Source organism: Stenotrophomonas sp. YJH_SMC_17, from assembly GCF_059371655.1.
In genome coordinates this window covers 185,502-211,099 of the sequence record NZ_JCAFUU010000002.1, presented here as the reverse complement: position 1 = coordinate 211,099, position 25,598 = coordinate 185,502, and the positions used below count along the sequence as shown (strand labels likewise).

At 68.6% G+C, this 25,598-nt stretch carries 19 protein-coding genes; 4 read left to right on the top strand and 15 right to left on the bottom strand.

The annotated features are described in order from the left end of the window. Positions 1–83 precede the first annotated feature (83 nt). The 4 genes from AC5P8Z_RS06060 to nudE are packed head-to-tail and all read right to left on the bottom strand — an operon-like array spanning position 84 to position 2,626. Positions 84–413, bottom strand: a complete 330-nt coding sequence (locus AC5P8Z_RS06060) for a YnfA family protein (protein WP_286069498.1) — start codon at positions 411–413, stop codon at positions 84–86. Next, positions 410–1,249 (bottom strand): nucleoside triphosphate pyrophosphohydrolase, encoded by an 840-nt coding sequence (gene mazG / locus AC5P8Z_RS06055; RefSeq protein WP_495228454.1) that lies wholly within the window; start codon positions 1,247–1,249, stop codon positions 410–412. The genes AC5P8Z_RS06060 and mazG overlap by 4 nt, the downstream gene beginning before the upstream one ends. Positions 1,250–1,262: 13 nt before the next feature. Further along, the gene (cysQ, locus tag AC5P8Z_RS06050; protein WP_286069500.1) at positions 1,263–2,066 is read right to left on the bottom strand and encodes a 3'(2'),5'-bisphosphate nucleotidase CysQ; all 804 of its coding nucleotides are present in this window, start codon (positions 2,064–2,066) and stop codon (positions 1,263–1,265) included. After that, complete coding sequence (nudE, locus tag AC5P8Z_RS06045) at positions 2,063–2,626, bottom strand: ADP compounds hydrolase NudE (protein WP_286069501.1); 564 nt, start codon at positions 2,624–2,626, stop codon at positions 2,063–2,065. Before nudE ends, cysQ begins: the two co-directional genes overlap by 4 nt. A 77-nt stretch (positions 2,627–2,703) precedes the next feature. Between nudE and bioA the strand changes: the two genes are divergently transcribed. Further along, positions 2,704–4,095 (top strand): adenosylmethionine--8-amino-7-oxononanoate transaminase, encoded by a 1,392-nt coding sequence (bioA, locus tag AC5P8Z_RS06040; protein ID WP_286069503.1) that lies wholly within the window; start codon positions 2,704–2,706, stop codon positions 4,093–4,095. After that, positions 4,086–4,823, top strand: coding sequence for a 16S rRNA (uracil(1498)-N(3))-methyltransferase (locus AC5P8Z_RS06035; protein ID WP_495228452.1), 738 nt, complete (start codon positions 4,086–4,088; stop codon positions 4,821–4,823). The genes bioA and AC5P8Z_RS06035 overlap by 10 nt, the downstream gene beginning before the upstream one ends. A 175-nt stretch (positions 4,824–4,998) precedes the next feature. On the opposite strand, the gene AC5P8Z_RS06030 is transcribed toward AC5P8Z_RS06035, so the two are convergent. The 7 genes from AC5P8Z_RS06030 to pilG all read right to left on the bottom strand — a co-directional run bounded on the left by AC5P8Z_RS06030 (position 4,999) and on the right by pilG (position 16,888). Continuing rightward, positions 4,999–5,463: a chemotaxis protein CheW gene (locus tag AC5P8Z_RS06030; RefSeq protein ID WP_295565362.1), complete on the bottom strand. Its 465-nt coding sequence runs from the start codon at positions 5,461–5,463 to the stop codon at positions 4,999–5,001. After that, positions 5,460–6,788, bottom strand: coding sequence for a chemotaxis protein CheB (locus tag AC5P8Z_RS06025; protein WP_495228450.1), 1,329 nt, complete (start codon positions 6,786–6,788; stop codon positions 5,460–5,462). The genes AC5P8Z_RS06030 and AC5P8Z_RS06025 overlap by 4 nt, the downstream gene beginning before the upstream one ends. Further along, complete coding sequence (locus tag AC5P8Z_RS06020) at positions 6,775–13,398, bottom strand: Hpt domain-containing protein (RefSeq protein ID WP_495228449.1); 6,624 nt, start codon at positions 13,396–13,398, stop codon at positions 6,775–6,777. Before AC5P8Z_RS06020 ends, AC5P8Z_RS06025 begins: the two co-directional genes overlap by 14 nt. Before the next feature lie 99 nt (positions 13,399–13,497). Then, positions 13,498–15,534, bottom strand: coding sequence for a methyl-accepting chemotaxis protein (locus tag AC5P8Z_RS06015; RefSeq protein WP_286069512.1), 2,037 nt, complete (start codon positions 15,532–15,534; stop codon positions 13,498–13,500). A gap of 41 nt (positions 15,535–15,575) precedes the next feature. Then, entirely contained in the window at positions 15,576–16,106 is a 531-nt protein-coding gene (locus AC5P8Z_RS06010) for a chemotaxis protein CheW (protein ID WP_049431795.1), read from the bottom strand. Next, entirely contained in the window at positions 16,106–16,468 is a 363-nt protein-coding gene (locus tag AC5P8Z_RS06005) for a response regulator (protein WP_005410717.1), read from the bottom strand. Before AC5P8Z_RS06005 ends, AC5P8Z_RS06010 begins: the two co-directional genes overlap by 1 nt. An 18-nt stretch (positions 16,469–16,486) precedes the next feature. Next, on the bottom strand, positions 16,487–16,888 hold the full coding sequence (gene pilG, locus AC5P8Z_RS06000) for a twitching motility response regulator PilG (protein ID WP_005418455.1): 402 nt from the start codon (positions 16,886–16,888) through the stop codon (positions 16,487–16,489). 240 nt (positions 16,889–17,128) lie between these two features. Between pilG and gshB the strand changes: the two genes are divergently transcribed. Together gshB and AC5P8Z_RS05990 are read left to right on the top strand one after the other, a co-directional pair. Beyond that, complete coding sequence (gshB, locus tag AC5P8Z_RS05995) at positions 17,129–18,076, top strand: glutathione synthase (protein ID WP_012481045.1); 948 nt, start codon at positions 17,129–17,131, stop codon at positions 18,074–18,076. After that, complete coding sequence (locus tag AC5P8Z_RS05990; RefSeq protein WP_286069517.1) at positions 18,076–18,960, top strand: energy transducer TonB; 885 nt, start codon at positions 18,076–18,078, stop codon at positions 18,958–18,960. Before gshB ends, AC5P8Z_RS05990 begins: the two co-directional genes overlap by 1 nt. Positions 18,961–19,216: 256 nt before the next feature. Here the strand turns inward: AC5P8Z_RS05990 and tsaB are convergent, their stop codons facing one another. From tsaB to mrcB, 4 genes are all read right to left on the bottom strand, one after another. Continuing rightward, the gene (tsaB, locus tag AC5P8Z_RS05985; RefSeq protein ID WP_286069518.1) at positions 19,217–19,930 is read right to left on the bottom strand and encodes a tRNA (adenosine(37)-N6)-threonylcarbamoyltransferase complex dimerization subunit type 1 TsaB; all 714 of its coding nucleotides are present in this window, start codon (positions 19,928–19,930) and stop codon (positions 19,217–19,219) included. A 9-nt stretch (positions 19,931–19,939) separates the two neighbouring features. Next, positions 19,940–21,988 carry a DNA repair helicase YoaA gene (gene yoaA / locus AC5P8Z_RS05980; RefSeq protein ID WP_295565373.1) on the bottom strand — a complete coding sequence of 683 codons (2,049 nt, stop codon included), beginning with the start codon at positions 21,986–21,988 and terminating at the stop codon, positions 19,940–19,942. A gap of 556 nt (positions 21,989–22,544) precedes the next feature. Next, positions 22,545–23,081, bottom strand: coding sequence for a tetratricopeptide repeat protein (locus AC5P8Z_RS05975; protein ID WP_286069521.1), 537 nt, complete (start codon positions 23,079–23,081; stop codon positions 22,545–22,547). Next, positions 23,078–25,507, bottom strand: coding sequence for a penicillin-binding protein 1B (gene mrcB, locus AC5P8Z_RS05970; RefSeq protein WP_286069522.1), 2,430 nt, complete (start codon positions 25,505–25,507; stop codon positions 23,078–23,080). Before mrcB ends, AC5P8Z_RS05975 begins: the two co-directional genes overlap by 4 nt. Positions 25,508–25,598 lie beyond the last annotated feature (91 nt).

The window sequence follows — 25,598 nt, the reverse complement described above, 5'->3', positions numbered from 1 at the left end:
TGCTCGGCTTGCGCGTGCCAGCGTGGTCGGAAGCAAGCGCAGCCGAGCGTGGGCTCGGCTCTACAGAACCGCCAAGCCCGGCCCTACACCGATGAGGTGCGCGGCCCGAACATGATCACTGCCATGCCGGCCAGGCACAGCGCCGCACCCAGCATGTCCCAGCGGCTGGGCCGGATGCCATCGACCAGCCACAACCAGAACAGCGCGGTGCCGATGTAAACGCCACCGTAGGCGGCATAGACGCGGCCACTGGCGGTGGGATGCAGGGTCAGCAGCCAGGCGAACAGCGCCAGGCTGGCGGCCGCCGGCAGCAGCAACCCGATGCTGCCGCCCTTGCGCAGCCACAGCCACGGCAGGTAGCAGCCGACGATCTCGGCCAGCGCGGTCAGCAGGAACAGGCCGAGTGTCTTCACGCCTTCTCCGCTGCCTTGGCGTGCTGCCACAGCGCTTCCTGCGCCTCCAGGTCCATCGCGGCCAACGCCTCACCCTGCGCGTCGGCCTGCGCTTCCATCGCACGGAAGCGGCGTTCGAACTTGTGGTTGGCACCGCGCAGCGCCGCGCCCAGGTCGATGTCGGCATGGCGGGCCAGGTTGGCGCAGACGAACAGCAGGTCACCCAGCTCCTCCTGCAGGCGCGCCTTGTTGCCGGCGATGTCGCCGCGCTCGAACTCCTCGCGCAGCTCCTGCAGTTCCTCGGCTGCCTTGTCCAGCACCGGCAGCGGGCCCGGCCAGTCGAACCCGACCTTGGCCGCGCGCGACTGCAGCTTCACCGCCCGCTGCCATTCAGGCAGGCCACGCGAGATGCCGGCCAGCGCGGAGGTGTCCTGCTCGCCCTGGGCGGCACGCTCGGCGCGCTTGATCGCCTCCCAGTTGCGCATCACCCCGTCGGCATCATCGACGCTGACCTCGGCGAACACGTGCGGGTGGCGGCGTTGCATCTTGTCGCTGATCGCGCGGGCCACGTCTGCGAAGGCGAAGCTGCCCTGCTCTTCGGCCATGCGCGCATGGAACACCACCTGCAGCAACAGGTCGCCCAGTTCGTCGCACAGGTCGTCGAGGTCGCCGCGGTCGATCGCATCGGCCACCTCGTAGGCTTCCTCGATGGTGTACGGCGCGATGGTCGCGAAGTTCTGCTCCAGATCCCACGGGCAGCCGCCCTGCGGGTCGCGCAGGCGCGCCATGATCGCCAGCAGGCGCTCCAGTTCGCTGCTTGCGGCACTGCCGGTGATGGGGGTGTCGTGCGCGCTCATGCGGCCTCCAGGGTCAATCGGACAACCAGTCGCGCCACGGCAGGCTGGTGTCGCCGAGGGCAATGAAATCGCCGTTCAACAGGGTTTCGCGGCGGTTGTAGCGGAACGGCTTGCCGGTCGCGGCAGACAGCACCGCGCCGCCGGCGGCATGCAGCACGCACTGGCCGGCGGCGGTATCCCATTCGGAGGTCGGGCCCAAGCGCGGGTAGACATCCAGGCCGCCTTCGGCGATCCGGCAGAACTTCAATGACGAGCCCTGCGCGATGGTCTCGATGCGGCCCATGCGCGCCAGCAGCGCCTCGGTTTCCGGCGAGCGGTGCGAGCGGCTGGCAGCGACGCGCAGCGGGGCGGTGGCCGGCGTACGGGTGCGCAGCACGGTGTCGTGCAGGCCCTGCCGTCGATAGGCCAGCTCGCCACGCATGGCATGCCAGACGATGCCGGTGACGGGTGCCAACACTACGCCGAAGGCCGGTGCGCCCTGGTAGATCAAGGCAATGTTGACGCTGAACTCGCCATTGCGCTTGACGAACTCGCGGGTGCCGTCGAGCGGATCGACCAGCCAGTAGGCGCCCCAGTGACGGCGCTGCTCCCACGGCACTTGCACCGATTCCTCGGACAGGATCGGCAGGTCCGGGGTCAGCTGTTGCAGACCCTGTTCGATGACCTGGTTGGCGGCCAGGTCGGCGGCCGTGACCGGGCTGTTGTCACCCTTGATCTGCACCTCGAAGCCATCGGCATAGACCTGCATGATGGCCTGTCCGGCTTCCTGGGCGATGGCGATGGCGGTCTCGCGCAGGTCCGTGGTCAGTTTGATCATCGCGTTCCCTGCAGCCACTGGCGAGCAATGAACAGCGCCGCCAGCGAGCGTCCCTCGGAGAAGTCCTCGCGCAGCATCAGCTGGTCCAGGTCGGCCAGCTTCCACGGCACCACTTCCAGTTCCTCCGGCTCATCGCCGGCCAGCTTTTCCGGGTACAGATCGCGTGCCACCACCAGCCACGACTGATGGCTCATGTAGGTGGGGGCCAGGGTCATCGCACGCAGCACGTCGATCCGGCGCGCGCCATAACCGGCCTCTTCCTTCAGTTCGCGGTCGGCGGCCTGCTCGGGGCTCTCGCCGGCGTCGATCCGGCCCTTCACCAGGCCCAGTTCGTAACGGTGCATGCCGGCGGCGTATTCACGTACCAGCAGCACGGTCTCGTCGTCGAGCATCGGTACCACCACCACCGCGCCATGGCCACGGCTGACCAGACGTTCGAAGCGGCGGCGTTCGCCGTTGGAGAACTCCAGGTCCAGGTGCTGGCGCTGGAAGGGGCCGTTTTCCTCATCGGTGATCCGATGGATGATCGGCAAGCGACGGCCGGCACGGTCATCGTTCATGCGGAATCTCCGCGGCGGCCGGCGCCAGCGCCGGGGCCGATAGAATGTGCAGGCAGCAACATGTTCATGAGCCCGAAATGCTAGCAGACCCAACCCCCTCCCCGCTGGCCCAGCACTGGCGGCAACGCGACCTGCAGGTGCTGTGGCACCCGTGCACGCAGATGCGCGAGCACCCGCACACCTTGCCGCTGGTACCGATCGCCCGTGGTGAAGGCGCATGGCTGATCGACCACGACGGCAACCGCTACCTGGACGCCGTCAGCAGCTGGTGGACCAACCTGTTCGGCCATGCCGAGCCGCGCATCGGCGGCGCCATCGCGGCGCAGGCCGGGCAGCTGGAACAGGTGATGCTGGCGGGCTTCGGCCACGAGCCGGCGATCACCCTGGCCGAGCGCCTGCTGGCGCTGGCGCCACGCCAGCCCGGCCGCGCGCCGTTGGCCAAGGTGTTCTACGCCGACAACGGCTCGGCCGGCGTGGAAGTCGCGCTGAAGATGGCCTTCCAGTATTTCCAGAACCGTGGCGAACCCCGGCGCACCCGCTTCGTCGCGCTGGAGAACGGCTACCACGGCGAGACCCTGGGTGCGCTGGCGATGGCGGACATCCCGTTGTACCGCCGCGTCTACGCACCGCTGCTGGCCGAGAGCCTGTTCGCACCCTCGCCCGATGCCTACCTGGCCGAGCCGGGCCAGAGTGCGGCTGATCGTGCACGCCAGGCCGCCGATGGCCTGGCGACCCTGTTCGACCAGCATCCGGGCGAGATCTGCGCGGTGATCCTGGAACCGCGCCTTCAGTGCGCCGGTGGCATGCGCATGCACGACCCGGTGTACCTGCAGCGGGTGCGCGAGCTGTGTGACGCACACGGCGCATTCATGATCGCCGACGAGATCGCCACCGGCTTCGGCCGTACCGGCACGCTGTTCGCCTGCGAGCAGGCTGGCGTGATGCCGGACCTGATGTGCCTGTCCAAGGGTCTGACCGGCGGCTTCCTGCCGCTGGCCGCCGTACTGGCCACGCAGGCACTGTACGACGCCTTCCTTGACGATTCGCGCGAGCGCGCCTTCCTGCATTCGCACAGCTACACCGGCAATCCGCTGGCCTGTGCGGCTGCGCTGGCGACGCTGGACATCTTCCGCGACGACGATGTGATCGCCCGCAACCGTGGCATCGCCTCGGTGATGGGCACGCTGGCAGCGCCATTCAGCGACCATCCGCATGTGGCCGATGTGCGCCAGGCCGGCATGGTGGTGGCCTTCGAGCTGTCGCGTGGTGGCAACAAGCGCACCCCGTTCGACCCGGCGCTGCGACTGGGCCTGCACGCCTACAAGGCCGCGCTGAAGCGTGGCGTGGTACTGCGCCCGCTGGGCGACGTGCTGTATTGGATGCCACCTTACTGCGTGGATGACGAACAACTGGAGCTGCTGGCACATACCACGCTGGCAGCCATCGACGAGGCGATTGCATGCGCGTGACCCGCTGCCCCATCGACCTGGCGCTGCACAGCGGCCAGACCGTGACCCTGCCGGAAGAGACCGCCAACCATCTGGTGCGGGTGATGCGCCTGCGCGAAGGCGATACCTGCGTGCTGTTCAACGGCGACGGCAACGACTACAGCGCCACGCTGACCGCAGCCGGCAAGCGTGAGGTACAGGTGCGCATCGACGCCGTGCAGGTTGTGGGCAACGAATCGCCGCTGGCGATCACCCTGCTGCAGGGCATCGCGCGCGGCGAGAAGATGGACCTGATCCTGCAGAAGGCCACCGAACTGGGCGTGGCCGCGATCATTCCGGTCAACGCCGAGCGAACCGAAGTGAAGCTGGATGCCGCGCGCGCGGAGAAACGCGTGGCGCACTGGAACAACGTGGTGACCTCGGCCTGCGGCCAGTCCGGTCGCGCGCGCATTCCGCAGGTGGGATCGCCGTTGTCACTGGCGCAGGCAGCGGCGGTACTGCCGGCCGGCACGTTGCGGCTGACGCTGGACCCGCTCGGTGCCCATCGCCTGTCGACGCTGGACGCGGCGCCGGCAGGCGGCATCGTGATCGCGATCGGCCCGGAAGGCGGCTGGTCGCCGCGCGACCGTGATCAGCTGGCGGCAGCAGGCTTCCAGGGCCTGCAACTCGGCCCGCGCATCCTGCGTACGGAGACGGCAGGCCTGGCTGCAATCGCGGCGTTGCAGGCGCGGTTGGGAGATCTGGGATAAGGCTGATTCGTGGTGGTGCCGGCCGCTGGCCGGCACTACCGCGACGAGCGCGTCCAGGGCAGCAGCCGAGCGTAGGCTCGGCTCTACAGGGCCCGCGCCAGATTGCAGTTTCCTTGTAGAGCCGAGCCATGCTCGGCTCGGTGCCGGTCGGCAGCCGGCACTACCGTTTGGTAGATCAGGCCGCCAACGAATCCAGTGCGGCTTCCAGCGCGTCCAGGTTCGGCAGCAGCGCGCTCTGCTCACCCAGCAGCACGCGCATGTGCACGATCTGCGGCAGGGTTTCCTCGGAGGCATCAGCCAGCAGGCCATCGCGCGGCACCGAGATCAACTGCGGGAAGTTCTGCGTCAGCAGCGCGTAGTACGGGCGCTGCGCGTTGCCGCTGAGCGCCTTCAGCACCACCACCTTGTTGTGACCGCCTGCCGCTTCCTCACCCAGTCCGGACAGGCGCGCGAACGACACCAACGGCACCTGCCAGCCATGCCAGCCGATCTCGCCGACCAGCCAGCGCGGCGCATCGGAGACCGGCTGCACCGGCACCCGCGACATCATTTCGGCCACGGTGGCATTGGGCAGCAGCACGCGCTCGTTGCCGGCCTGGATCAGGACGCCGCGGATTTCGTCATTGCTGGCATAGCTCATGGTGCGTCTCCGTTGTCGTCCTGCTCGCCCCAGCGCGCGGCGATGGCCTGCGCCAGGTCCTGCGGTTCGCCGGCCACCATGCCGGCAGCCACCACGGCCGTCGCCGCGGCGGGGTCGTAGCAGCCTTCCCCGACCTGTCCGGCCACCCAGGCACCGGCCGCCGCAAGGTCCAGTGCCGGCCCGACATGGGCCAGGTCGGCGCCGCTGAGCAGCACCAGCGCCGTGTGTTCGGCAGGCAGCGCGGCAAGCGAGATGCCCTGTGCATCGCTGAGGAAATGCAGGCCATCGCTGGCCACGCTGACGCCGATGTCATCGGCCAGCACATGTACCTCGCCGGGAACCGCACGCTGGCCGGCTTCGGCCAGCTGCACCGGCAGCGGCGACACGCGGGCCATCTGCTTGACCAGGTTGCCGTAGCGGCCGCCATCCAGGCGCATGTGCACCAGCACCGGCACGCTCAGCGACGACGGCAGCGCACCGAGCAGGCGACGCAGCGCATCCGGGCCACCAATACCTGCCAACACCAGAAGCGATGCTGCGCGTGCACCGGCAGGCGCGGCGGCATCCAGATCGACCAGGCTCAGGTGATCGGTATCGAAGGACGGCAGCGGTGCTTCCATCGCCGCGATATGGGCGGCGGGCGCCAGCGCATCGGCAGCGTCCTCGACCAGCGACCACGCGGTGTGATCGAAAGAGACCGGCGGTGCCGGAGCGGTTACGGACGGCATCGGCCGCGGCGCGGCCTCCAGCGGCTCGGGCACGACCGGCTGCAGTGCGGCCAACGCCTGCTCCAGGGCAATCGGTTCGTGCAGCTGCGCCGGCGGCGCGTACAGGCCGTCCGCCGGTACCTCGTCGGCCCAGCTCAACGCCTGGTCCAGATGCGGCTGCAGCGCTTCTTCCTGCGGGGCCGGCGGCGGTGCCGGGTGCCCCGGTTCCAGCTGCAGGGCGGGCTCGTCTTCGGCACCCGGCGGCAGCACCTGCTGATGACCATGCAGTTTGGCGGCCAGATGACGGCCCCAGCGCTGCGCCTCCCAGCCATCACGGCGGGCCGCCAGTTCGGCTTCGTCGAAGACCAGGGTCAGGCCTGGCGCGGACAGCACGGTCTCAAGCCGTTCCAGCGCGTCTTCGATGGCCGCCTCCAGCGCGATCACCACGATCTGCGGCTGGGCGTCCTGCAGCAGCTGCGGCTCCAGCCCGTTCGGGTCATCTTCCAGCACCAGCTGCACATCTGCATGCGACAGCGCTTCGCGCAGTCGCTCGCGCGCTGCACCGGGGCGGGCCAGCAGGGCGACGGCCGGGGCCGGATGGGTTTCACTCACGGACACGGGCGATCCCCAGCAGGTCGTACACGTTACGCATCAGGTCCAGTTCCTGGTACGGCTTGCCCAGGTAACGCTGGACACCGATCTCGAAGGCGCGCTGGCGGTGCTTGTCGCCGCTGCGCGAAGTAATCATCACGATCGGCACATCCTTGTAGCGCGGGTCGGCACGCATTGCGGTGGCCAGCTCGTAGCCATCCATGCGCGGCATCTCGATATCCAGCAGCATCAGATCCGGTACGCGCTCTTCCAGACGCTCAAGTGCTTCCACGCCATCGCGGGCGACACTGACCTCGAAGTTGTGGCGTTCGAGGATGCGGCCGGTGACCTTGCGCATGGTCAGCGAGTCGTCGACCACCATCACCAGCGGCACCTGGCGCTCCTGGCGCGGCGTGCTGGCCAGCACCGGCAGTGTCGGGTTGGCCAGGAAGCGACGCACCAGCGGTGCCACGTCCAGGATCACCACCACGCGGCCATCGCCGGTGATGGTCGCACCATAGATGCCCGGCACCGAGGCGATCTGCAGGCCGACCGGCTTGACCACGATTTCGCGGTTGCCCAGCACCTGGTCGATCGCCACGGCGGCGCGCAGGTCACCGGCGCGGACCAGCAGCAGCGGCACCTGGTCCTGGCCATCGGCACGGGCGGGCGCCTGCCCGACCAGACTGCCGAGGTCGTACAGCGGATAGTCCTCGCCACTGTAGCGATAGCTGCTGTCGGCGGCTTCGAAACGTTCGCGCGACAGGCGGCCGATACCACTGACCGAGGCCACCGGCACCGCGAACGTGGTTTCGCCGATCTGCACGAACACCGCCTGGGTGACGGCCAGCGTCTGCGGCAGGCGCAGGGTGAAGCGCACGCCCTGGCCACGCACCGACTGGATGTCGACCGAACCACCGAGCTGGCGCACTTCGTTGCGCACCACGTCCATGCCCACGCCGCGGCCGGCCAGCTGGCTGACCTGGTCGGCGGTGGAGAAACCGGAGGCGAAGATCAGGTTGTCCAGTTCCTGCTCGCCCGGCTGTGCATCGGCCGCCAGCAGGCCACGGTCGATGGCGCGGCGACGGATCGCTTCGCGGTCCAGGCCGGCACCGTCGTCGGCCACTTCCAGCACGATTTCCGAGCCTTCGCGGTGCAGGCGGATGGCAATCTCGCCTTCCTCCGGCTTGCCGGCGGCACGGCGCTGTTCCGGCGCTTCCAGGCCATGAGCCACCGAGTTGCGCAGCATGTGTTCCAGCGGCGCGACCATGCGGTCGAGCACATTGCGGTCCAGTTCCCCGTGAGTGCCTTCCAGGGTCAGGTGCACCTGCTTCCCGGTATCCATGCCGGATTGGCGGACCACGCGGCGCAGGCGGGGCACCAGGCCATCGAACGGCACCATGCGCGCGCGCATCAGGCCGTCCTGCAGTTCCGAGCTGACGCGCGACTGCTGCTGCAGCAGGGAGTCGTACTGGCGCGACAGATCGTCCAGCACGCCCTGCAGGCCGCCAAGGTCGGCGGCGGACTCGTTCAGCGCGCGGCTGAGCTGCTGCAGGGTGGAGAAACGGTCCAGCTCCAGCGGGTCGAACTTCTGGTCAGCCTGGTCCTGCTCGCGCTGGTAGCGGGCGACAATCTGCGCTTCGGTTTCCAGGTCGAGGCGGCGCAGCTGGTCGCGCAGTCGCGCATTGGTGCGCTCCAGTTCGCCCATCGCGCCGCGGAATGCGCCGAGCTGCTGTTCCAGGCGCGAGCGGTAGATCGCCACTTCACCGGCATGGTTGACCAGGCGATCCAGCAGGTCGGCGCGCACGCGCACCTGCTCCTGCTGCGGACGGGCGAGCGGGTCTTCTTCGACCGCACCTTCGGCCGGCAACGGCGCCGACAACGGTGCGTCGGCCACGGCGAGCGGCGGCGGCGCGGCGGCCTGCACCGGCGCCACGTCAGCCGCGCCGGTCGCCGCCCTGGCTGCAACCGCGATATCGGTGGCGGTGCGTACCTCGAAGGCCTCCACCAGATCCTGCGCCGGTTCAACCACGCGGTGCGCACCGGTGCGCGTCAGCAGCTGGTGCAGGCGATCGAAACCGCGCTCCAGCAGCTGCACATCGCGGCGTTCGATTTCGGTGCGCCCGGCGGCCACCGCTTCCAGCAGCGATTCGATGCTGTGGCCCAGATCGCCGATGGCGTTGATGCCGGCCATGCGTGCGCCACCCTTCAGGGTATGCAGGTCACGCTGCAGGCCGGCAAGTACTTCGCGATCCTGCGGCGCATCGCGCAGCTCGCTGATCAGGCCATCGCAGTGGTCGAGCAGGTCCTTGCCTTCCTCGACGAAGATGTCGACCAGCTCGCGGTCGTACACGCTGAAGTCGAGCGCATCGGCACCGTCCGCGCTGTCTTCCAGAGCGCCGGCTTCATCGTGGGTCGGCGCGTTGGCGGCGGCTTCGGGCTCGATGGGCGCTGCATCGGCATGCGCCGTGCCCTGCCCCGGTGCGTCTTCGAGTTCGAAGAAGCGCATCGGCTCATTGGAGGCCTGCGGCGCGTCCGCAGCGATCTCCTCATCCACCGTCGCCGGGGACGGCTGGCCAGCGCTCTCTCCTTCGCCGACCGCCGCCTCCCCGCCGACGTCCGCATCCATGGCGAAGGCTTCCGCCTCGCCCGGCGCGAGTTCGCTGGCCTGCAGGCCGAGCACGGGCCATTGCCCGTCGTCGGCCGGGGCCTGCTCTTCGTCGATCACGTGCAGGCCGGCCTCGAGCGCGGCTGCCAGCGTGACCGGTTCTGCAAAGCCCGGCGCAGCCATTTCATCCTGCAGGCTCGACAGCCCGCTGTCGAGTGGCAGTGCAGCAGCGTCGTCGAAGACGTTGCCGTCGGCATCGTCCAGGTCCAAGGGCTGCAGCGTATTCAGGTCAATCGCGTCAAACTCCGCGGATACCGGCATCTCATCCGCGTCGCGGTCGTCCACCGGCAGCGCGCTGGCATCGAGGTACGGCGACAGGTCGTCAGCCACGGTCAGATCGGCGCTGTCGAGCACCGCGCTCGACGGCTCAGCAGCACCGTCGTCCGCTGCGACACCCGGCGCGCGCTCGTCCGGCTGGATCGATTCAACCGATCCGGCATCCGGCGTCGAGGGTTCGCCCTCGCCCGGCACCGACGGCCATCCGGCATCGAAGTAGCGCGAAAGATCATCGCTGGCGGTCAGCTCACCCACATCACGCCCGGCGTCGGTCGCCTCCGTTACCCGGACCTCGGCCGCGCGCAGCTCTGGCTCCGGCTCCGGCCCGGTAAATCCGGTAAATCCGGTCACTGCATCGTCGGGTGCCGGTGCCAGGGCATCGGTTGCGTCGGGCGCAGCGTCGAACGCGGGTTCGGCCTCCAGCGCCAGATCCTCTTCGTCCTCTTCCAGCCCGACCATCGGCCAGCGCGCTTCCGGCAGTTCCCCGGCCAGCGCCTGCAGGCGCTGAACCAGTGCTTCCTGCGGCGCGATCTGCGGCTGCTCGGCCTGCAGTGCTTCCATGGTCGCGGTGATCGCCTGCGCGGTCGCGTCCAGTGCAGCCACGCCCTCGTCACCAGGCACCACATCGGCGGCCAGCGCACGCTTGATGTAGGACTCGGCACCGCCGGTGACCGCGGTGATTTCCGGCACTTCGGTCATCGCGAAGGCGCCGTTCATGGTGTGCACCGCGCGCAGCAGCGCATCGCTCACCGGCTGCGGCGCCTGCTGCGCCGAGCGCAGCCAGTCCTGCAGGGTCGCCTGGTGGACTTCCACTTCAGCTTCCAGGATCTCGCGCAGCACGCTGTCGATGTTGGCCGGCGTGCCCGGCAGCTCGGGCGCAGCGTGATCTTCGGCCTGCACCGATGCGACGGCTTCGGCTTCGAGGATGCGGCTGATCTCGTCCTCGCCGTCGGCTTCGACCAGCGGGGCGGCGGGGGCGGCCGCAGCGGGCAACGGTACGTAATAGGTTTCCTCACCCGCACCGACGCGATCAGCAATGGCCTGCATCGCCTGCAGGTCCACGCTGATCCGCTGGCCATGGCGCAGTGCGGCGTTCAGCTGCGGCAGCGCGGCATGCGCGTTGTCGACCATGGCCAGCACCGCCGGTGTCGCCGGGCGGCTGCCGTCGAGCACGCGATTGAGCATGCCCTCGATCTTCCACGCAAACTCACCCAGGGTGCGTGCACCGACCAGTCGGCCACTGCCCTTGAGCGTGTGGAAGATACGGCGGATCGGCCGCAGCCGGTCCATGTTGTCCGACTGCATGCGCCATGCCGGCAGCAGCGTTCCGAGGTTGGCCAGTTCGTCGTCGAACTCTTCCAGGAACACCTCGCGGATGTCCTCGTCGATGTTCTCGGCATCGTCGTCGAACCCCGCCTCGAAGCCTGCTTCTGCACCGTCCGCGTCGCCCACGGCGACCGGCGCTTCCGCATCGGCCGGCGTCGCGGTTGCCTGCGGATTGAAGTCCGCGGCGGCCGCGCTCAGCTCGGCAAAGAACTGCGCGTCGGCTTCGCTGAAATCAATCGGCGCGATGGTGTCGATGTCGATCACCGATACTGCCGCTGCCGGCGCATCGGCAAGCGGTACGGGCATGTCCAGCGCCGCATCCACTGCGGGGGTGTCCGCTTCTGCAGCCACCGGCGCGTCATCCACCGCCGCCGGCGCGGTGGCATGATCGAGCTCCAGCGCGGGATGCAGCGCGGCGGCGTCCAGCGACAACGTTTCCATCGCATGCAGCGACAGCACGTCGTCGGCATTGTCCAGCGCATCGGCGTCGAAACGAAACACGACGTCGTCGTTTGCAGAAACCGCATCATGTTCGGCGGCCACGGGGTCGAACACCGGCGCGGCATCCGTCCCGGTATCGATGGCCAGCGTCGCGTCGACGGCGTCCCCGACGTCGAGGCCGGTTGTCGCATCGGACTGCACTGGCAGAGTTGCCTCCGACAGCGTCCACTGTGTGGCGGCCCCCTGCCCTGCATCGAGCTGTTCGAAACTGACCGGATCGAAGCTGGCAAACGTCGGACTGCGCTCATCGTCCGCTGGATCGAGCGGATCGGCCTCCGGATGGAACGATGCCAGATCCCATTGCGGGACCTCGGGTGCAGGTGCACTGGAAGCGGCAAAGACCAGCGGTGCATCCGACTCGTCACGCAGCGACAGCGGCGCGGAGGCGACGGATCCCAGCCCACCGAACACCAATCTGTTGTCCGCCGCTGCCGGCGAAGGCGTGGCCGGTGGCGGATCGAAGGTGAAGTCCGGCAGCGGTACCGGCACATCGCCGGGTGCCGGCGCGGCCGGCCGTACCGCGATCTCGATGGGCTCCGGCTGCAGTGCCTCCACCTGCAGCACGACCGGCTCGCGCTCGATCGACGGCGGCGCAGACGCGGCCGGCTCGGCGGCATCGCGGTCCGGCAGCGGCCAGTAGCGCAGCGCCTCAAGGCTGCTGCGCGTGATTTCAAGGATGTCCTCGCGCCCAGGACGGCGGTCGCGCAGGGCTTCCAGGTAGTACTCCAGGCTGGCCATGGCATCGGCCAGGGTGTCCAGCTGGCGGCCACTGGGCACGCGCTGGCGGCCGATCAGCTCGGCCTCGATGTACTGCTGCACGCCGCGCAGGTAATCGGCCGCGGTGCCCAGGTCGAGCATGCGCAGCGCACCGGCAACGTCACCCAGCAGGCGCGGCACGTCCTGCAGCTCGGCATGGTTCCAGCTGGTTTCGATGAAGGCGACGAAGTGCTCGCGTGCCGCAGCGAAGTTGGCGATGGCTTCATGGGCCAGCACCTCTACCGTGCGCCGGTTCTCCACGGCGCTCGGATCGTCCTCGCCACTGCCGCCAGCGCCCAGATGGGCCACCTGGTCATCCAGCGAGGCATCCACGTAGAGCAGCGCACCGGCGATATCCAGCAGCAGGTTCTCGTCGATCTGCTGGCGGCCTTCGACCACGCCACGCAGCGCGTCGCGCTGCTGCACGACCACGCCACGGGCCACGCCCAGGCCCATCATGCCCAGCGTATCGGCCACCGCCCCCAGTTCGTTGGCCTGGGTCTGCAGCTGTTCCGGGGCACCGCCGGTACGCAGGTGCAGGTCCAGCGCATCCTTGATGCGCAGCAGTTCTTCCTTCACCGCACTGCCCACGGTGTCGAGCAGCTCGCGGTTGCGCCCGCTCAGGCTGCCACGCGCGTGGTCCAGCTCGGCCTCGGTTGCGGTGACGCTGTCCGGCGCGAAGGCCAGCAGCACGCTGTCATGCACGCCTTCCTCGCCACGCGCGGCGCGGATCTCGTTGAGCAGCGGCATCAGCACGATCGGAATGTCGCGATGACCGTTCTGCAGGCGCTCCAGGTAGTCGGGCAGCAGCACGCTGCCGCGCATCAGGGTCGCGCACGCTTCATCGCGATCGGACACGCGTCCGCCGCCAATGGCGTTGGCCAGCTGCTCCAGTTCTTCGGCCACCATCGCCGGGGCATACAGTTCAACCATGCGCAGGGTGCCCTGCACCTGGTGCAGGTAGCCGGCGCAGATGCGCATGCGGCTGGCATCGGTCGGGTCTTCCGCGTAGTACTCGACCTCGTTGCGCACCTGGCGCAGGGTCTCGTCCAGCTCGGGCTTGACCCAGCCCAGCGCTGCGTGGCTCATCGCATCGCGCAGACTGTTCATGGACGCGCTCCGTTCGCCGCCGCGCGGAGGCCGCGCGAGTTCTGACGTGGGGAATGGAAATGCTTCATCGAGGGGTTCCTTGCTCGCCGCCTGCCCGCGTCACGCCGGCAGCTTGAAGTCGGCGACCGAACGGCGCAGGTCCGCCGCCAGCTGCGCGAGGTGGCCGATCGATTCGGCGGTCTGCCCGGCACCCTGCGAGGTCTGGCCGGTGATCTGCCGGATCACGCCCATGGTACGGGTGATGTCCGAGGCGGCGGCCGACTGCTGCTGGGCGGCGATGGAGATGTTCTTGATGAGGGTGTTCAGTGCATTGGACACGCGCTCGATTTCGGTCAGCGCGGTGCCGGCGTCCTCGGCCAGGCGTGCACCGGACACCACTTCGGCGGTGGTCTGTTCCATCGAGGTGACCGCTTCGTTGGTATCGGCCTGAATCGCCTGCACCAGGTTTTCGATGCGTCGGGTCGCGCCGGAGGTACGTTCCGCCAGTCGCTGCACTTCGTCGGCCACGACCGCGAAGCCGCGGCCCGCTTCACCGGCCGAAGCCGCCTGCACCGCCGCGTTCAACGCCAGGATGTTGGTCTGCTCGGAAATGTCGTTGATCAGTTCCACGATCGAGCCGATTTCCTGCGACGACTCGCCCAGGCGCTTGATGCGCTTGGAGGTCTCCTGGATCTGGTCGCGGATCTGGTCCATGCCCTGGATGGTCTCGCGCACCACGCCTGCACCCTCGGCGGCGATCACCACCGAGCGCTGTGCCACGTCGGCCGACTCGGCCGAGTTGCGCGACACCTGTTCGATGCTCGCCGCGATTTCGCCGATGCGGTCCGAAGCCGAAGTGATCTGGTTGGCCTGGTGGCCCGCCGCCTCTGCCAGCTGCATGGCGGTGGCCTGGGTTTCCTGGGTGGACACCGCAACCTTGGCCGAGGTGTCGTTGATGGTGGTCACCAGGTGGCGCAGCTCGTCGACCGCGTAATTGATTGCGTCGGCGATGGCGCCGGTCATGTCCTCGGTCACCGAGGCCTTCACCGTCAGGTCACCTTCACCGAGCGAGGAAATTTCGTCCAGCAGCCGCATGATCGCCTGCTGGTTGCGGCTGTTGAATTCCACCTGGGTCTGGTAACGCAGTTCCTGCTCGCGCGAGCGGCTGCGCACGTTGGTGGAGACGAAGCCGATGATCGCGATCAGCGACAGCGCACCAGAGACCACGCCGATCCAGAAGTTCGGGAACAGGCGGGTATCGGACACCGAGCCGAACGAGGAGAACGCTTCGAACAGCTTGCGGCTGTCGTCAAGCATGTGCGCCGACCCCTGGCCCAGCGCGGTGGCGGCCGACTGCGCGGCGAACAGCTGGCGCGAGCTGGCCAGGATCGCATCGGCGTCCTGCTTCATCGCCTGCCACTTCTGCTGGGACTGTTCCAGCGCAGCAATGGCGGCGGCGCCGCGCACGGCGGTGATGCCCAGTTCCTCGTTGCCGTTGCGCAGGCCGTCGAGCACCTGCGAGAACACGGTGATGTCGCGCGCCAGCGCATCGCCGGCAGTCGCTGCGGCACTGCCACCGGCACGCATCTCGGTCACGCGGCGCGCCATCGAACCGGCTACCACGACCTGCTGCAGTGCGCTGTACACCTGCGCCGACGGTGCGCCGGAGGCGGACATCGCGCGCACCAACTCGTTCAGCTGGGCCTGCAGGCCCGGCACCGCGCCGCTGAAGTTGTTGGCGTTGCCGGCCAGCGCCAGCACCGCCGGCTCGCTGGCGACCAGCTGGCCGGCCTGCTTGCCCAGCGGCGCCCAGGTTTCAGCCAGCGTGGTGATCGCGCCGGACACGCCCGGTTCCTTGCCGTAGCGCCCCTGCAGGATCGATACGTTCTGTTCGATCGCGTTGCGGGTCGCCTTGAAAGCGGTGAACGCCTGCGCGTTGCCGCCGACGGCATCACGGCCCTGGTTGGCCAGCTGCTGCGACAGCACCTGGAGGTCGGCGGCCTTGGAGCCGGCATCGGCCAAGCGGCTGCCCTGCCAGGTGGCGACGCCGGTGTTGACGCCGAACAGGATCATCGATGCCAGCAGCAGGAACAGCCAGAGGTTGCTGCCGCCCAGCCGCAGCTTGCCGGATTTGGTGGCGTCCGAAGCAGTACTCATCGTTCAACCTCGATCTTCAATGCAGGGGGCGATGCCCGGCCTCAGGCCGCGGCTTGCCGGAATTCAGGGGTGCGCGACAGCAGCGAGAGCGAGAACACGCCCCAGTCATGGCCGTCGGCATGGAAGGCGCGGTCAACGAAATGGCCGTAGCGCCCTTCGGCAAGCATGCCGGCTTCGATCTGCTGGTCCAGTTCGAAACTGCGCTGGCCGAACAGCTCATCGATGGTCAGCGCGACGTCGCCGCCGGCCTGGCGCATGATCAGCACGCGCTGGCCTTCCTGCTGCACGGTACGCGTGCCTTCCAGGAAGTACTTCAGGTCGACCACCGGGAACAGGTTGCCGCGCAGGTTGCCCACGCCCAGCAGCCACGGCTGAGCGCACGGCACCGGGGTGACCGGCGGCATCGGCACGATTTCCACCACTTCGCGGAAATCGGACACCAGCCGACGCTGCCCGACGCGGTAACCCACGCCACGCCAGAGGTCCTGCGCGAACTGCCGCTCGGGCAGCTGCACCGCGTGGGCCAGGCTGCGCCGCTCGTAGGCTTCGAGGATGTCGAAGGGCGAGCGCATCAGGCCACCAGCTCGTTGATCCGCGCGATCAGTTCATCCTCGCGCGGCGGCTTGACGATGTAATCGGCCGCGCCCTGGCGCAGGCCCCAGGCCTTGTCGGTTTCCATCGCCTTGGTGCTGACGATGATCACCGGGATGTGCTTGATCGCTGCGTCACGGGCCATCGCCCGGGTCGCCTGGAAGCCGCTCATGCCGGGCAGGACCACGTCCATCAGCACCAGCTGCGGCACCTGGTCGCGCACCAGCTGCAGTCCATCCTCGGCGTTGTCCGCTTCCAGCACCTCGTGGCCGGCACGGCGCAGCCACTGGGTGAACACCGCGCGGTCGGTCGGTGAATCCTCGATCAGAACGATACGAGCCATTGTGCCTTTCCCCCCTGGTCAGGCGTTGACGTATGTGCGGATGGCACCCAGCAGTTCTTCACGCGTGAAAGGCTTCGTCAGGTATTGCTCCGAGCCGACGATGCGTCCCCGCGCCTTGTCGAACAGGCCATCCTTGGACGAGAGCATGATGACCGGGGTCGCCTTGAACAGCTGGTTGCCCTTGATCAGCGCGCAGGTCTGGTACCCGTCCAGGCGCGGCATCATGATGTCGACGAAGATGATCTGCGGTTGCTGGTCTGCGATCTTCGCAAGCGCTTCGAAGCCGTCGGTGGCGGTGACCACCTCGCAGCCTTCGCGCTTGAGCAGCGTTTCCGCAGTCCTGCGGATGGTCTTCGAATCATCGATGACCATCACCCGGAGTCCTGCGAGTTCCCCGCCCGCAGTCGTGTTTTCAGTCATTGCCTATCCCCAAGCGCACGGCCCGATCTCAGGCGGGGGCCGCTACGAAAGCGTATCTATATCGCACTTTCCGCGCCCGCTTCAAGGCCGCCCCATGGCGCAGGGCATGGCATCCTCCTGAACGTGACGGGTTTCGCAATGAGTGCGCGGGCGCCGGGCGGACGCAGCGTTGCAGTACGGCGGGGAGGCGCGCGACCGGCGTTGCCGCTACCATCAACGCCTTGCCTGACAGGTGCGCCCATGCCGTTGAACGTCATCGTGGTGATGGACCCCATCGCCCACATCAAGATCGCCAAGGACACCACCTTCGCCATGCTGCTGGAAGCCCAGCGCCGCGGCCATGCCCTGCACTATGTGCGCCCGGGCGGCCTGGCCCTGGAGGGCGGCGTGGCGGTGGCCCAGACCGCACCATTGCAGGTGCGCGACGACCCGGCCGGCTGGTATGAGCTGGGCGCATTCAGCCGCACCGAATTCGGCCCCGGCCAGATCGTACTGATGCGCAAGGACCCACCGGTCGACGCCGAGTACATCTATGACACCCAGGTGCTGGATGTGGCCGCAGCGGCCGGCGCCTGCGTGGTCAACAACCCGCAGGGGCTGCGCGACTACAACGAGAAGCTGGCCGCGCTGCTGTTCCCGCAGTGCTGCCCGCCCACCCTGGTCAGCCGCGACGCCAAGGCGTTGAAGGCCTTCGCCCTTGAGCATGGCCAGGCCGTGCTGAAGCCGCTGGACGGCATGGGCGGGCGCTCGATCTTCCGCAGCGGCCAGGGCGACCCGAACCTGAACGTGATCCTGGAAACGCTGACCGACGGCGGCCGCAAGCTGGCCCTGGCACAGAAGTTCATCCCCGACATCACCGCCGGCGACAAGCGCATCCTGCTGGTGGACGGCGAACCGGTGGACTACTGCCTGGCCCGCATTCCGCAGGGCGACGAGTTCCGCGGCAACCTCGCCGCCGGCGGCCGCGGCGAAGGCCGCCCGCTGAGCGAGCGCGACCGCTGGATCGCCGCCCAGGTTGGCCCGGAGATGAAGCGCCGCGGCATGCGCTTCGTCGGCCTGGACGTGATCGGCGATTACCTGACCGAGGTCAACGTGACCAGCCCGACCTGCGTGCGCGAACTGGACGCGCAGTATGGCCTGAACATTGCCGGCACCCTGTTCGACGCGCTCGAGGCCGGCCTGCGCTGATGGAAGCCGCACCTGCCGTCCTGCCCCCGGCGCCGCGCGAAGCGCAACGGCTGGGGGCGACCATCGCGCTGTCGGTACTGGTCCACGCCCTACTGATCCTGGGCGTGGGCTTTGCGGTGAAAGGCGATGCGCCGCTGGTGCCGACGCTGGAGGTGATCTTCAGCCAGACCCGCACCGCGCTGACGCCGAAGCAGGCTGATTTTCTTGCCGCCGCCAGCCAGGAAGGCGGTGGCGAGGATGACCGCGCGCAGCGCCCGCGCGACAACCAGGCCGGCATCGTGCCGCAGGCGCAGTCCGGGCTGAGCCCGGTTCCGCAGCAACAGCAATCGGCCGCGCCGGTTCCGCCGCCGCAGGCACGGGTGGTCAGCAGCCGCAACGGCCAGGACACGGTGGCACAGGCGCAGGCTCAGCCCACCCCGGAACGCCCCGAGCCGGACGCACCGTTGACCGCACGCGAGCAGCGCGACGTGGAGATGGCGCGGCTGGCGGCTGAAGTGCACCTGCGTTCGGCGCAGTACGCCAAGCGTCCGAACCGCAAGTTCGTGTCGGCCAGCACGCGCGAATATGCCTATGCCAATTACCTGCGCGCCTGGGTGGACCGTGCCGAGAAGGTGGGCAACCTGAACTATCCGGACGAGGCGCGGCAGCGCCGCCTCGGTGGCCAGGTGGTGATCAGCGTGGGAGTGCGCCGCGATGGCAGCGTGGAGAGCAGCCGGATCCTGCGTTCGAGCGGGACGCCGTTGCTGGATGAGGCGGCGCTGCGGGTGGTGAAACTGGCGCAGCCGTTCCCGCCGTTGCCGAAGACCGAAGACGAGATCGACATCCTGCAGGTGACCCGCACCTGGGTGTTCCTGCCGGGCGGCACCCTGCACGACGACCGGTAGGGGTTCGTTGCCCGGGCCTGCGGCCCGGGACCCGCTGCAAAGCCAGAGCAACGGCAACAGCCAAAGCAGCGGTCGGGATGTTGGGCTTGGCGGGGCGGTGTGGGCTTGCAGGACACGCCGTAAACCCCCCTCTGGGGTCCGGCCCAGCCGCCAGCGGCTGGGCCGGGCCCCGGAGGGGGACTTGCAGCGCCCCCTGCGCAGCCCACCCGCTCGGACAACCTCACGAATCCGCGATCAACGCCCCGCCACGAGGGGCTCAGCCGTTGGCCTTCGCCTTCGCCTCACGCGCGGCCTGCTGCTCGGCCAGGGTCAGTGCCACGTTGTCACGCAGGTACGCGGGCTCGACCTTCTCCGGCGCAATCGCCTCGCCACGCGCGAACGCCGGCACCGCGAGTGCCAGCACGTCCGACGCCCGCGGCAATGCCGTGGCATCGAATCCACGAAGGCCGCTGCCCAGCTGCGCCACCAGCGCGCCGTCGGCCGCACCGAAGCCGGTGCCCACGCCATAGGCCGACAAACCTTCCGGCAACGCCACTGCATCCGGTGCGCACACACGCTCGCCGTCGCGCGCGACCGGCAGGCCGTCAACACGCTCGAAGCGCGCAACGTACAACTCCCCCATCCGTGCGTCGATCGCCGACAGGATCTGCGTTTCTTCTGCCGGTGCCCGCAGCGCCAGCACCTGCAGCGTCGATACCGGCAGCAGCGGACGGTCCAGCGCCAGTGCGATGCCCTGCGCGATGGCGATCGCCAGGCGCACGCCCGTGAACGCACCAGGGCCGCGGCTGAGCGCGATGCCGTCCAGCTGGCGGCGGCTGATGCCGGCTTCGGCCAGCAGCGCCTCGGCCCACGGCAGGCTCAGTTCGGCATGCCGGCGCGGGGCGATCTCGAAGCGTTCCAGCACCTGCCCATCGACATGCAGGGCAACGGAACAGGCTTCGGTGGCGGTTTCAAAGGCGAGCAGTTTCATCGGATCAGGTCAGAACAGGGGGAACGTGGCACCGGGCGCCGGTTCCGGGCCCGCCGGCGGGGCGGTGGCTGGAACGGCATCATCGGCCACGGGCGCCCATTGTGGCGTAAAGAAGGCCTGCACATCGGCCAGGCTGCGGGTGCGGCGGAACGGCGGCAGTGAATCGAGGAAGACCCGGCCGTAACCCCGATTGAGCAGGCGCGGGTCGCACAGCACCAGCACACCACGGTCGCTCTCGCTGCGGATCAGGCGGCCGACCCCCTGCTTCAACGCGATCACCGCCTGTGGCAGCTGCTCGTCGCGGAACGGGTTGCCGCCCTGGCTGCGGATCGCCTCCAGACGCGCCTCGTACACCGGGTCGTCCGGGGCGGCAAAGGGCAGCTTGTCGATCATCACCACGCTCAGCGCTTCGCCGACCACGTCCACGCCCTCGCGGAAACTGGCCGAGCCCAGCAGTACGCCATTACCCGATTCGCGGAAGCGCTGCAGCAGCGTCGCGCGCGGTGCCTCACCCTGCACGAACAACGGCCATGGCCCATCGCGCAGTGCCTCGGCAGCCTCACGCAGGGCGCGATGCGAAGCGAACAGCAGGAACGCCCTGCCCTGCGATGCCTGCAGCACCGGGCGCAGGCTCTGGATCAGCGCGGTCCCGAAACCACGCGCGGCCGGATCAGGCAGGCCTTCGGGCAGATAGCACAACGCCTGCTCCGGCCAGTTGAACGGGCTGGGTTGGACCAGCGTATGCGGATCATCCAGGCCCAGGCGCGTAGCGATGTGATCGAAGCCCCCGCCAACGGTCAGCGTCGCCGAGGTGAAGATCCATGCTGCCCGGCTGCGCTCGCGGTGTTCGCGCAGCGGGCCGGACACATCCATGGGCGTGCGTTGGCAACGGAACCCGCGTGGTGTCAGCTCATACCAGAGCACATCGGCAGCACCTGCCGCTTCTGCAGGATCGGTATCGAAATCCAGTGTGGGCTCGTCTTCCCCCAGCCAGCGGCTGAGCCGCGAAACGGCCTCGCGCGCACGCGCATGGCAGGCATCGAGGCCGGCAGCCGCCTCGCGCAGCGGCTGCAGCGCCTGCTCCAGGGTCACCAACCCCGCCATCACCGCATCGAATCCGTCCCGCACCTGTGGCATCGCCAGCGCTCGCCATTGCGTGCCACGCGGGGGCAGCCCTTCCATCGCCGCGCGCAGCGCCAGCAGCGACTGCTGCAGCTGGTCGACCGGTTCCTGCAGCGCCGACTGCGCGCCGCCTACGCCGCGCGCTTCGGCCAGGCAGTCGCGACCCAGTTCCTGCCACGGGCGCATGCCGAAACCTTCGCCGAAGAACTGCGCAGCCAACTCGGGCAGCTGATGCGCTTCGTCGATGACGAAGGCCTGCGCCCCCGGCAGCAACTCGCCAAAGCCATCCTGCTTCAGTGCCAGGTCGGCCAGCAGCAGGTGATGGTTGACCACCACCACGTCTGCCGCCTGCGCGCGCTGCCGCGCACGCACCACGAAGCAGTCGTCCCAGAACGGGCAGTCGGTGCCCAGGCAGTTGTCGACAGTGGAGGTGACCATCGGCAGCAGCGGTGAATCATCGGCCAGGCCGTCCAGTTCGGCGATGTCACCGAATTCCGAACGACCGGACCAGGCCAGGATGCGCTGGAACTGCGCGGCCTGTTCCGGGCTGGAAAAACGCGGCTCGCCGCGTGCCTGCTGCAGGCGGTAGCGGCACAGGTAATTCGCCCGCCCCTTCAGCAGCGCGCTGCGCAGGCCGACACCGAGCGCCTGGCGCACGCGCGGCAGATCACGGTGGTAGAGCTGGTCCTGCAGCGCGCGGGTGCCGGTGGAGATGATGGTACGCAGGCCGGACAGCAGGACGGGCACCAGATAGGCGAAGGTCTTGCCGGTGCCGGTACCGGCCTCGGCCAGCAACAGATCGCGCTGCTGCAGCGCGTCGGCGATGGCCTCGGTCAGGCGCAGCTGTGCGGGACGCGGGTTGAAGGCATCCAGGTGCGAGGCGAGCGCGCCGCCGTCGCTGAGGGCTTCGCGGCTGGCATGAACGAGGTCGGACATCAGAGGGAAAGGATACCCGGCCGGGCGCTGCCCGGCACCCGTTTCAAGCCAGAGCACCCGCAAAAGCAAAAGCAACAGCAACAGCAACAGCTTGGTTCATGGCTCTGGGTTTCTACGTGCTGGGCGGGTCGGGAGGGGCAGGCAGGACACGCCGTAAACCCATCCCTGGGGGCTCGATGGCGCCATCCATGGCGCCAACGGTCCTGCCTGCCCCTCCCGCCCCACCCTCGACAGTTTCCCAGTGACGGATGCGCGCGCGGCGCAGCGTCGAGCTTGCTCAACTGCCATTTCAGAAGCGGTTGGTGGAACGGGGAAGGAAAAGGAAAGTGGCAAGTGCGCGCAGCGCGCGCCCCGCTTTTGATCTTCTTTTTCTTTTCCGTGGCTGGACGCACACGAAAACTGTCAGAGGCCGGGCGGGGTGGGTTCGCGGGGGTCACTTCAGGGACGGGTTCACGGCGTCCCCCGCGAACCCACCCCGCCCGGCCAAGCGCGGCTTTTGCTTCTGGCTTCAGCGACCCACCCACAGTCACGAGGGGCTGCGCCGTTGGCCGAAAACTCAGTACCGCTTGATCCCCGGCACGGTGCAGCCTTCAATCTGCGCATGCGCCGACACCGCATTCTCCTTCTCACTCCGCGCCAGGCGCGACTGCTCGATCGTCGCCCAGTGCCGGCGGCACAGCGGCCCCGTCTTCGAGCCGAGGTCGACCGCCTTGCGTGCGAACGTCTCTGCCTGCGCCCACTGCCCCTGCAGCAGCGCCAGCTCGGCACGTTCCTGAAGCACCGCCGGATCACCGGCCACGATCTCCAGCGCATGGTCCAGGCTGCTGGCAGCACCCGCCAGATCGCCGGCCTGGCGCTGCGCCTGCGCGGTCACGCGCAGATCTTCCACCTGCGAGTCACGCAACGGCTGCACCGACAACTCCTTGTCGTCCGGGCCAGCGGCCGCGTCCACGGCGGCCAGGCGCTGCGCCGGCGTGGTGGTATCGACCGGCTTGACCACCGGCGGCGCGCTGGTCACGCAGGCGGCCAGGGCCAGGCTGAGGCCGGTCAGGGCCAAGGGCTGCAGCAGGGATCGCATGTTCATCGGCATCATCGGCTTGGGGGAGGAGTGGCGGCGGCAGGTTCGGCGGGTGTATCCGGTTTGCGGTCCAGGCCGAACCAGCTGCGCCAGCCACCGCCTTCACCTTCGGCACCGCCCTGCCCGTCCGGCGGCACCGCCGGCGCGCACGGCGCATACGCTGGCGCGTAACCGACCACGAACGGGAAGCGGCGGGCGCCCGGGCAGCCTTCATCGGTCGTGTTGAGGCCGGTGGGCGCCACCGACTGCCAGTCCAGCCCCTTGTTGCTGACACGCAACGGTGCGCTTGGCAGGCGCTGGAAGATGCCCGACCAGACCCGCATCGCACCGGTGGCGCCGTACAGGCCGGCCTGCTCGTTCTGGTCGTTGCCGATCCAGATCACTGCCAGGTGATCACCGGTGTAACCGGCATACCAGCTGTCACGGCCATCGTTGGTGGTGCCGGTCTTGCCAGCGGGCTGCAGGCGACCCAGGCCATCAGCATTCAAACGCTGGGCAGTACCGCTGGCGACCACCTGCTGCAGGCCGACGCTGATCAGGTTGGCGGCAATCGAATCGCCCTCCTGCGCCGGTGCCGGGGTCTTGTCATAACGCTTGAGCAGCTTGCCCTGCGGATCAAGCACGCCACGCACCGCATGCAACGGCTGGATCTCACCACCGGATGCCAGGAACTGGTACAGCTGCGCCATCGCATACGGGCTCTGGTCGGTCGACCCGAGGATCACCGCCGGATTCGCTTCGGCCTTGATGCCGGCCAGCACATGGATCAGCTGGGTCACCCGCTCCGGGCCGACCTGCATGCCCACGCGCACCGTGGCCTGGTTGTAGGAATGGGCCAGCGCGTCGATCAGGCGCACCGTGCCATGGCTGCGGTTGTCCGCATTGCCCGGGCTCCAGTTGCGGCCACGGCCGAGCTGCACGGTCACCGGTGAATCGTCGACCCAGCTGGCCAGCGAGTAGCGGTCCGGCTGCGCCAGCGCGAGCAGGTACACGAATGGCTTCAGCAGCGAGCCGACCGGCCGCTGTGCCTCGATCGCGCGGTTGAAGCCCACCTCGGAAACTTCACGGCTGCCGATCACCGCCAGCACGTCACCGTTGTGCACGTCGGTCAGCACCATGCCGGCCTGCAGTTCAGGGCGACGCTTGCTTTCCAGCGACTTGATGGTGCGGGTCACCGCGCCTTCGGCATAGGCCTGCGCGGACGGCGACATACCGGTCATCACGCTCAGGCCCGCGCCCTGCAGCGCCGATTCCGGATAGTCATGGCCAAGCTGGCGTCGGACGAGGTCCACATAGGCCGGGAAGCGGTTGGCTGCGACCAGGCCCGGGGTCTTCGGTACGCCCAGCGGTGCCTTCAGCGCACGCTGGTACTCGGCATCGTCGATCAGCGTAGCCTCGTGCAGCTTGCCCAGCACGAAGTTGCGGCGGTCCAGCGCCCGTTCCGGGTTCCGTCGCGGGTCGTAGAAGGACGGCCCTTTGACCAGGCCGATCAGCAGCGCGATCTGCTCGGTTTCCAGCGACTGCAGGTCACGGCCGAACCAGAACTCGGCCCCGGAGGACATGCCGTGGATCGCCTGGCTGCCGCGCTGGCCCAGGTACACCTGGTTGAGATAGGCCTCGAAGATGGTGCGCTTGTCGTAGCGCGCTTCCATGATCAGCGCGTACAGCACTTCGTTGAACTTGCGGGTGATCGTCTGCTCCTTGCCGATCCCGAGCAGGCCGCTGCGGGCCAGCTGCTGGGTCAGCGTTGAGGCGCCCTGGCGGCTCTGGCCACCGGAGCGGATCGTCACCCACACCGCGCGCGCAATGCCGGACAGGTCGATGCCGTGGTGGCGATTGAAGTCCTTGTCCTCCACCGCCTGCAGGCCGGTCACCAGCAGGTCCGGCGCCTCATCCATGCGGATCAGGCGGCGTTCTTCCTGCTTCTGGCCGTACAGGGTGGCGATGCGGGCCGGGTCCAGCCGCGCGGCCTTCAGCGCCTTGCGGTCGCCGGCGTCGCGCAGCGAGCCGACCGCTCCATCGGACAACGACAACTCAAGCCGGCGCGGGGCAACCCGGCCATCCACATCGTTGTAGCCACGGCTGGAAATGACGAAGCGCCCGCCGTTCACCGCGTAGGTGCCCGGCTCCTTGCCCTGCCCGTCATCGCGGTAGGCGGATGCGGCGAGCTCGGTCTTCAGGGTCGCCGCGTCCATCGCCTTGCCGGGCGTGAGCACCAGCGGGCGTGCGTACACGCGGGTCGGGATCTGCCAGCGAAGTTCGCCGAAGCGCTGGGTCACCTGTTGGTTCAGGTACAGCGTATAGGGGATCAGGAAACCCAATCCCAACGCGACCACAGCCATGCTCCAGGTGATCAGCCGGCGCCGCCACAGCGGGCCGTTGTCCTGCTGGTCGTCGTCGTCGAAATCGTCGATGTCGTCGGAATCGTAGCGTCGGGGCACGGGAATGCGAGAATGTAGAGTCTGGCGAGTCTACCCCAGCCACCGTGGCTGGCGAATTCTCCCGGGTTCCCCTGCTTAAGCTGGAGTTGCA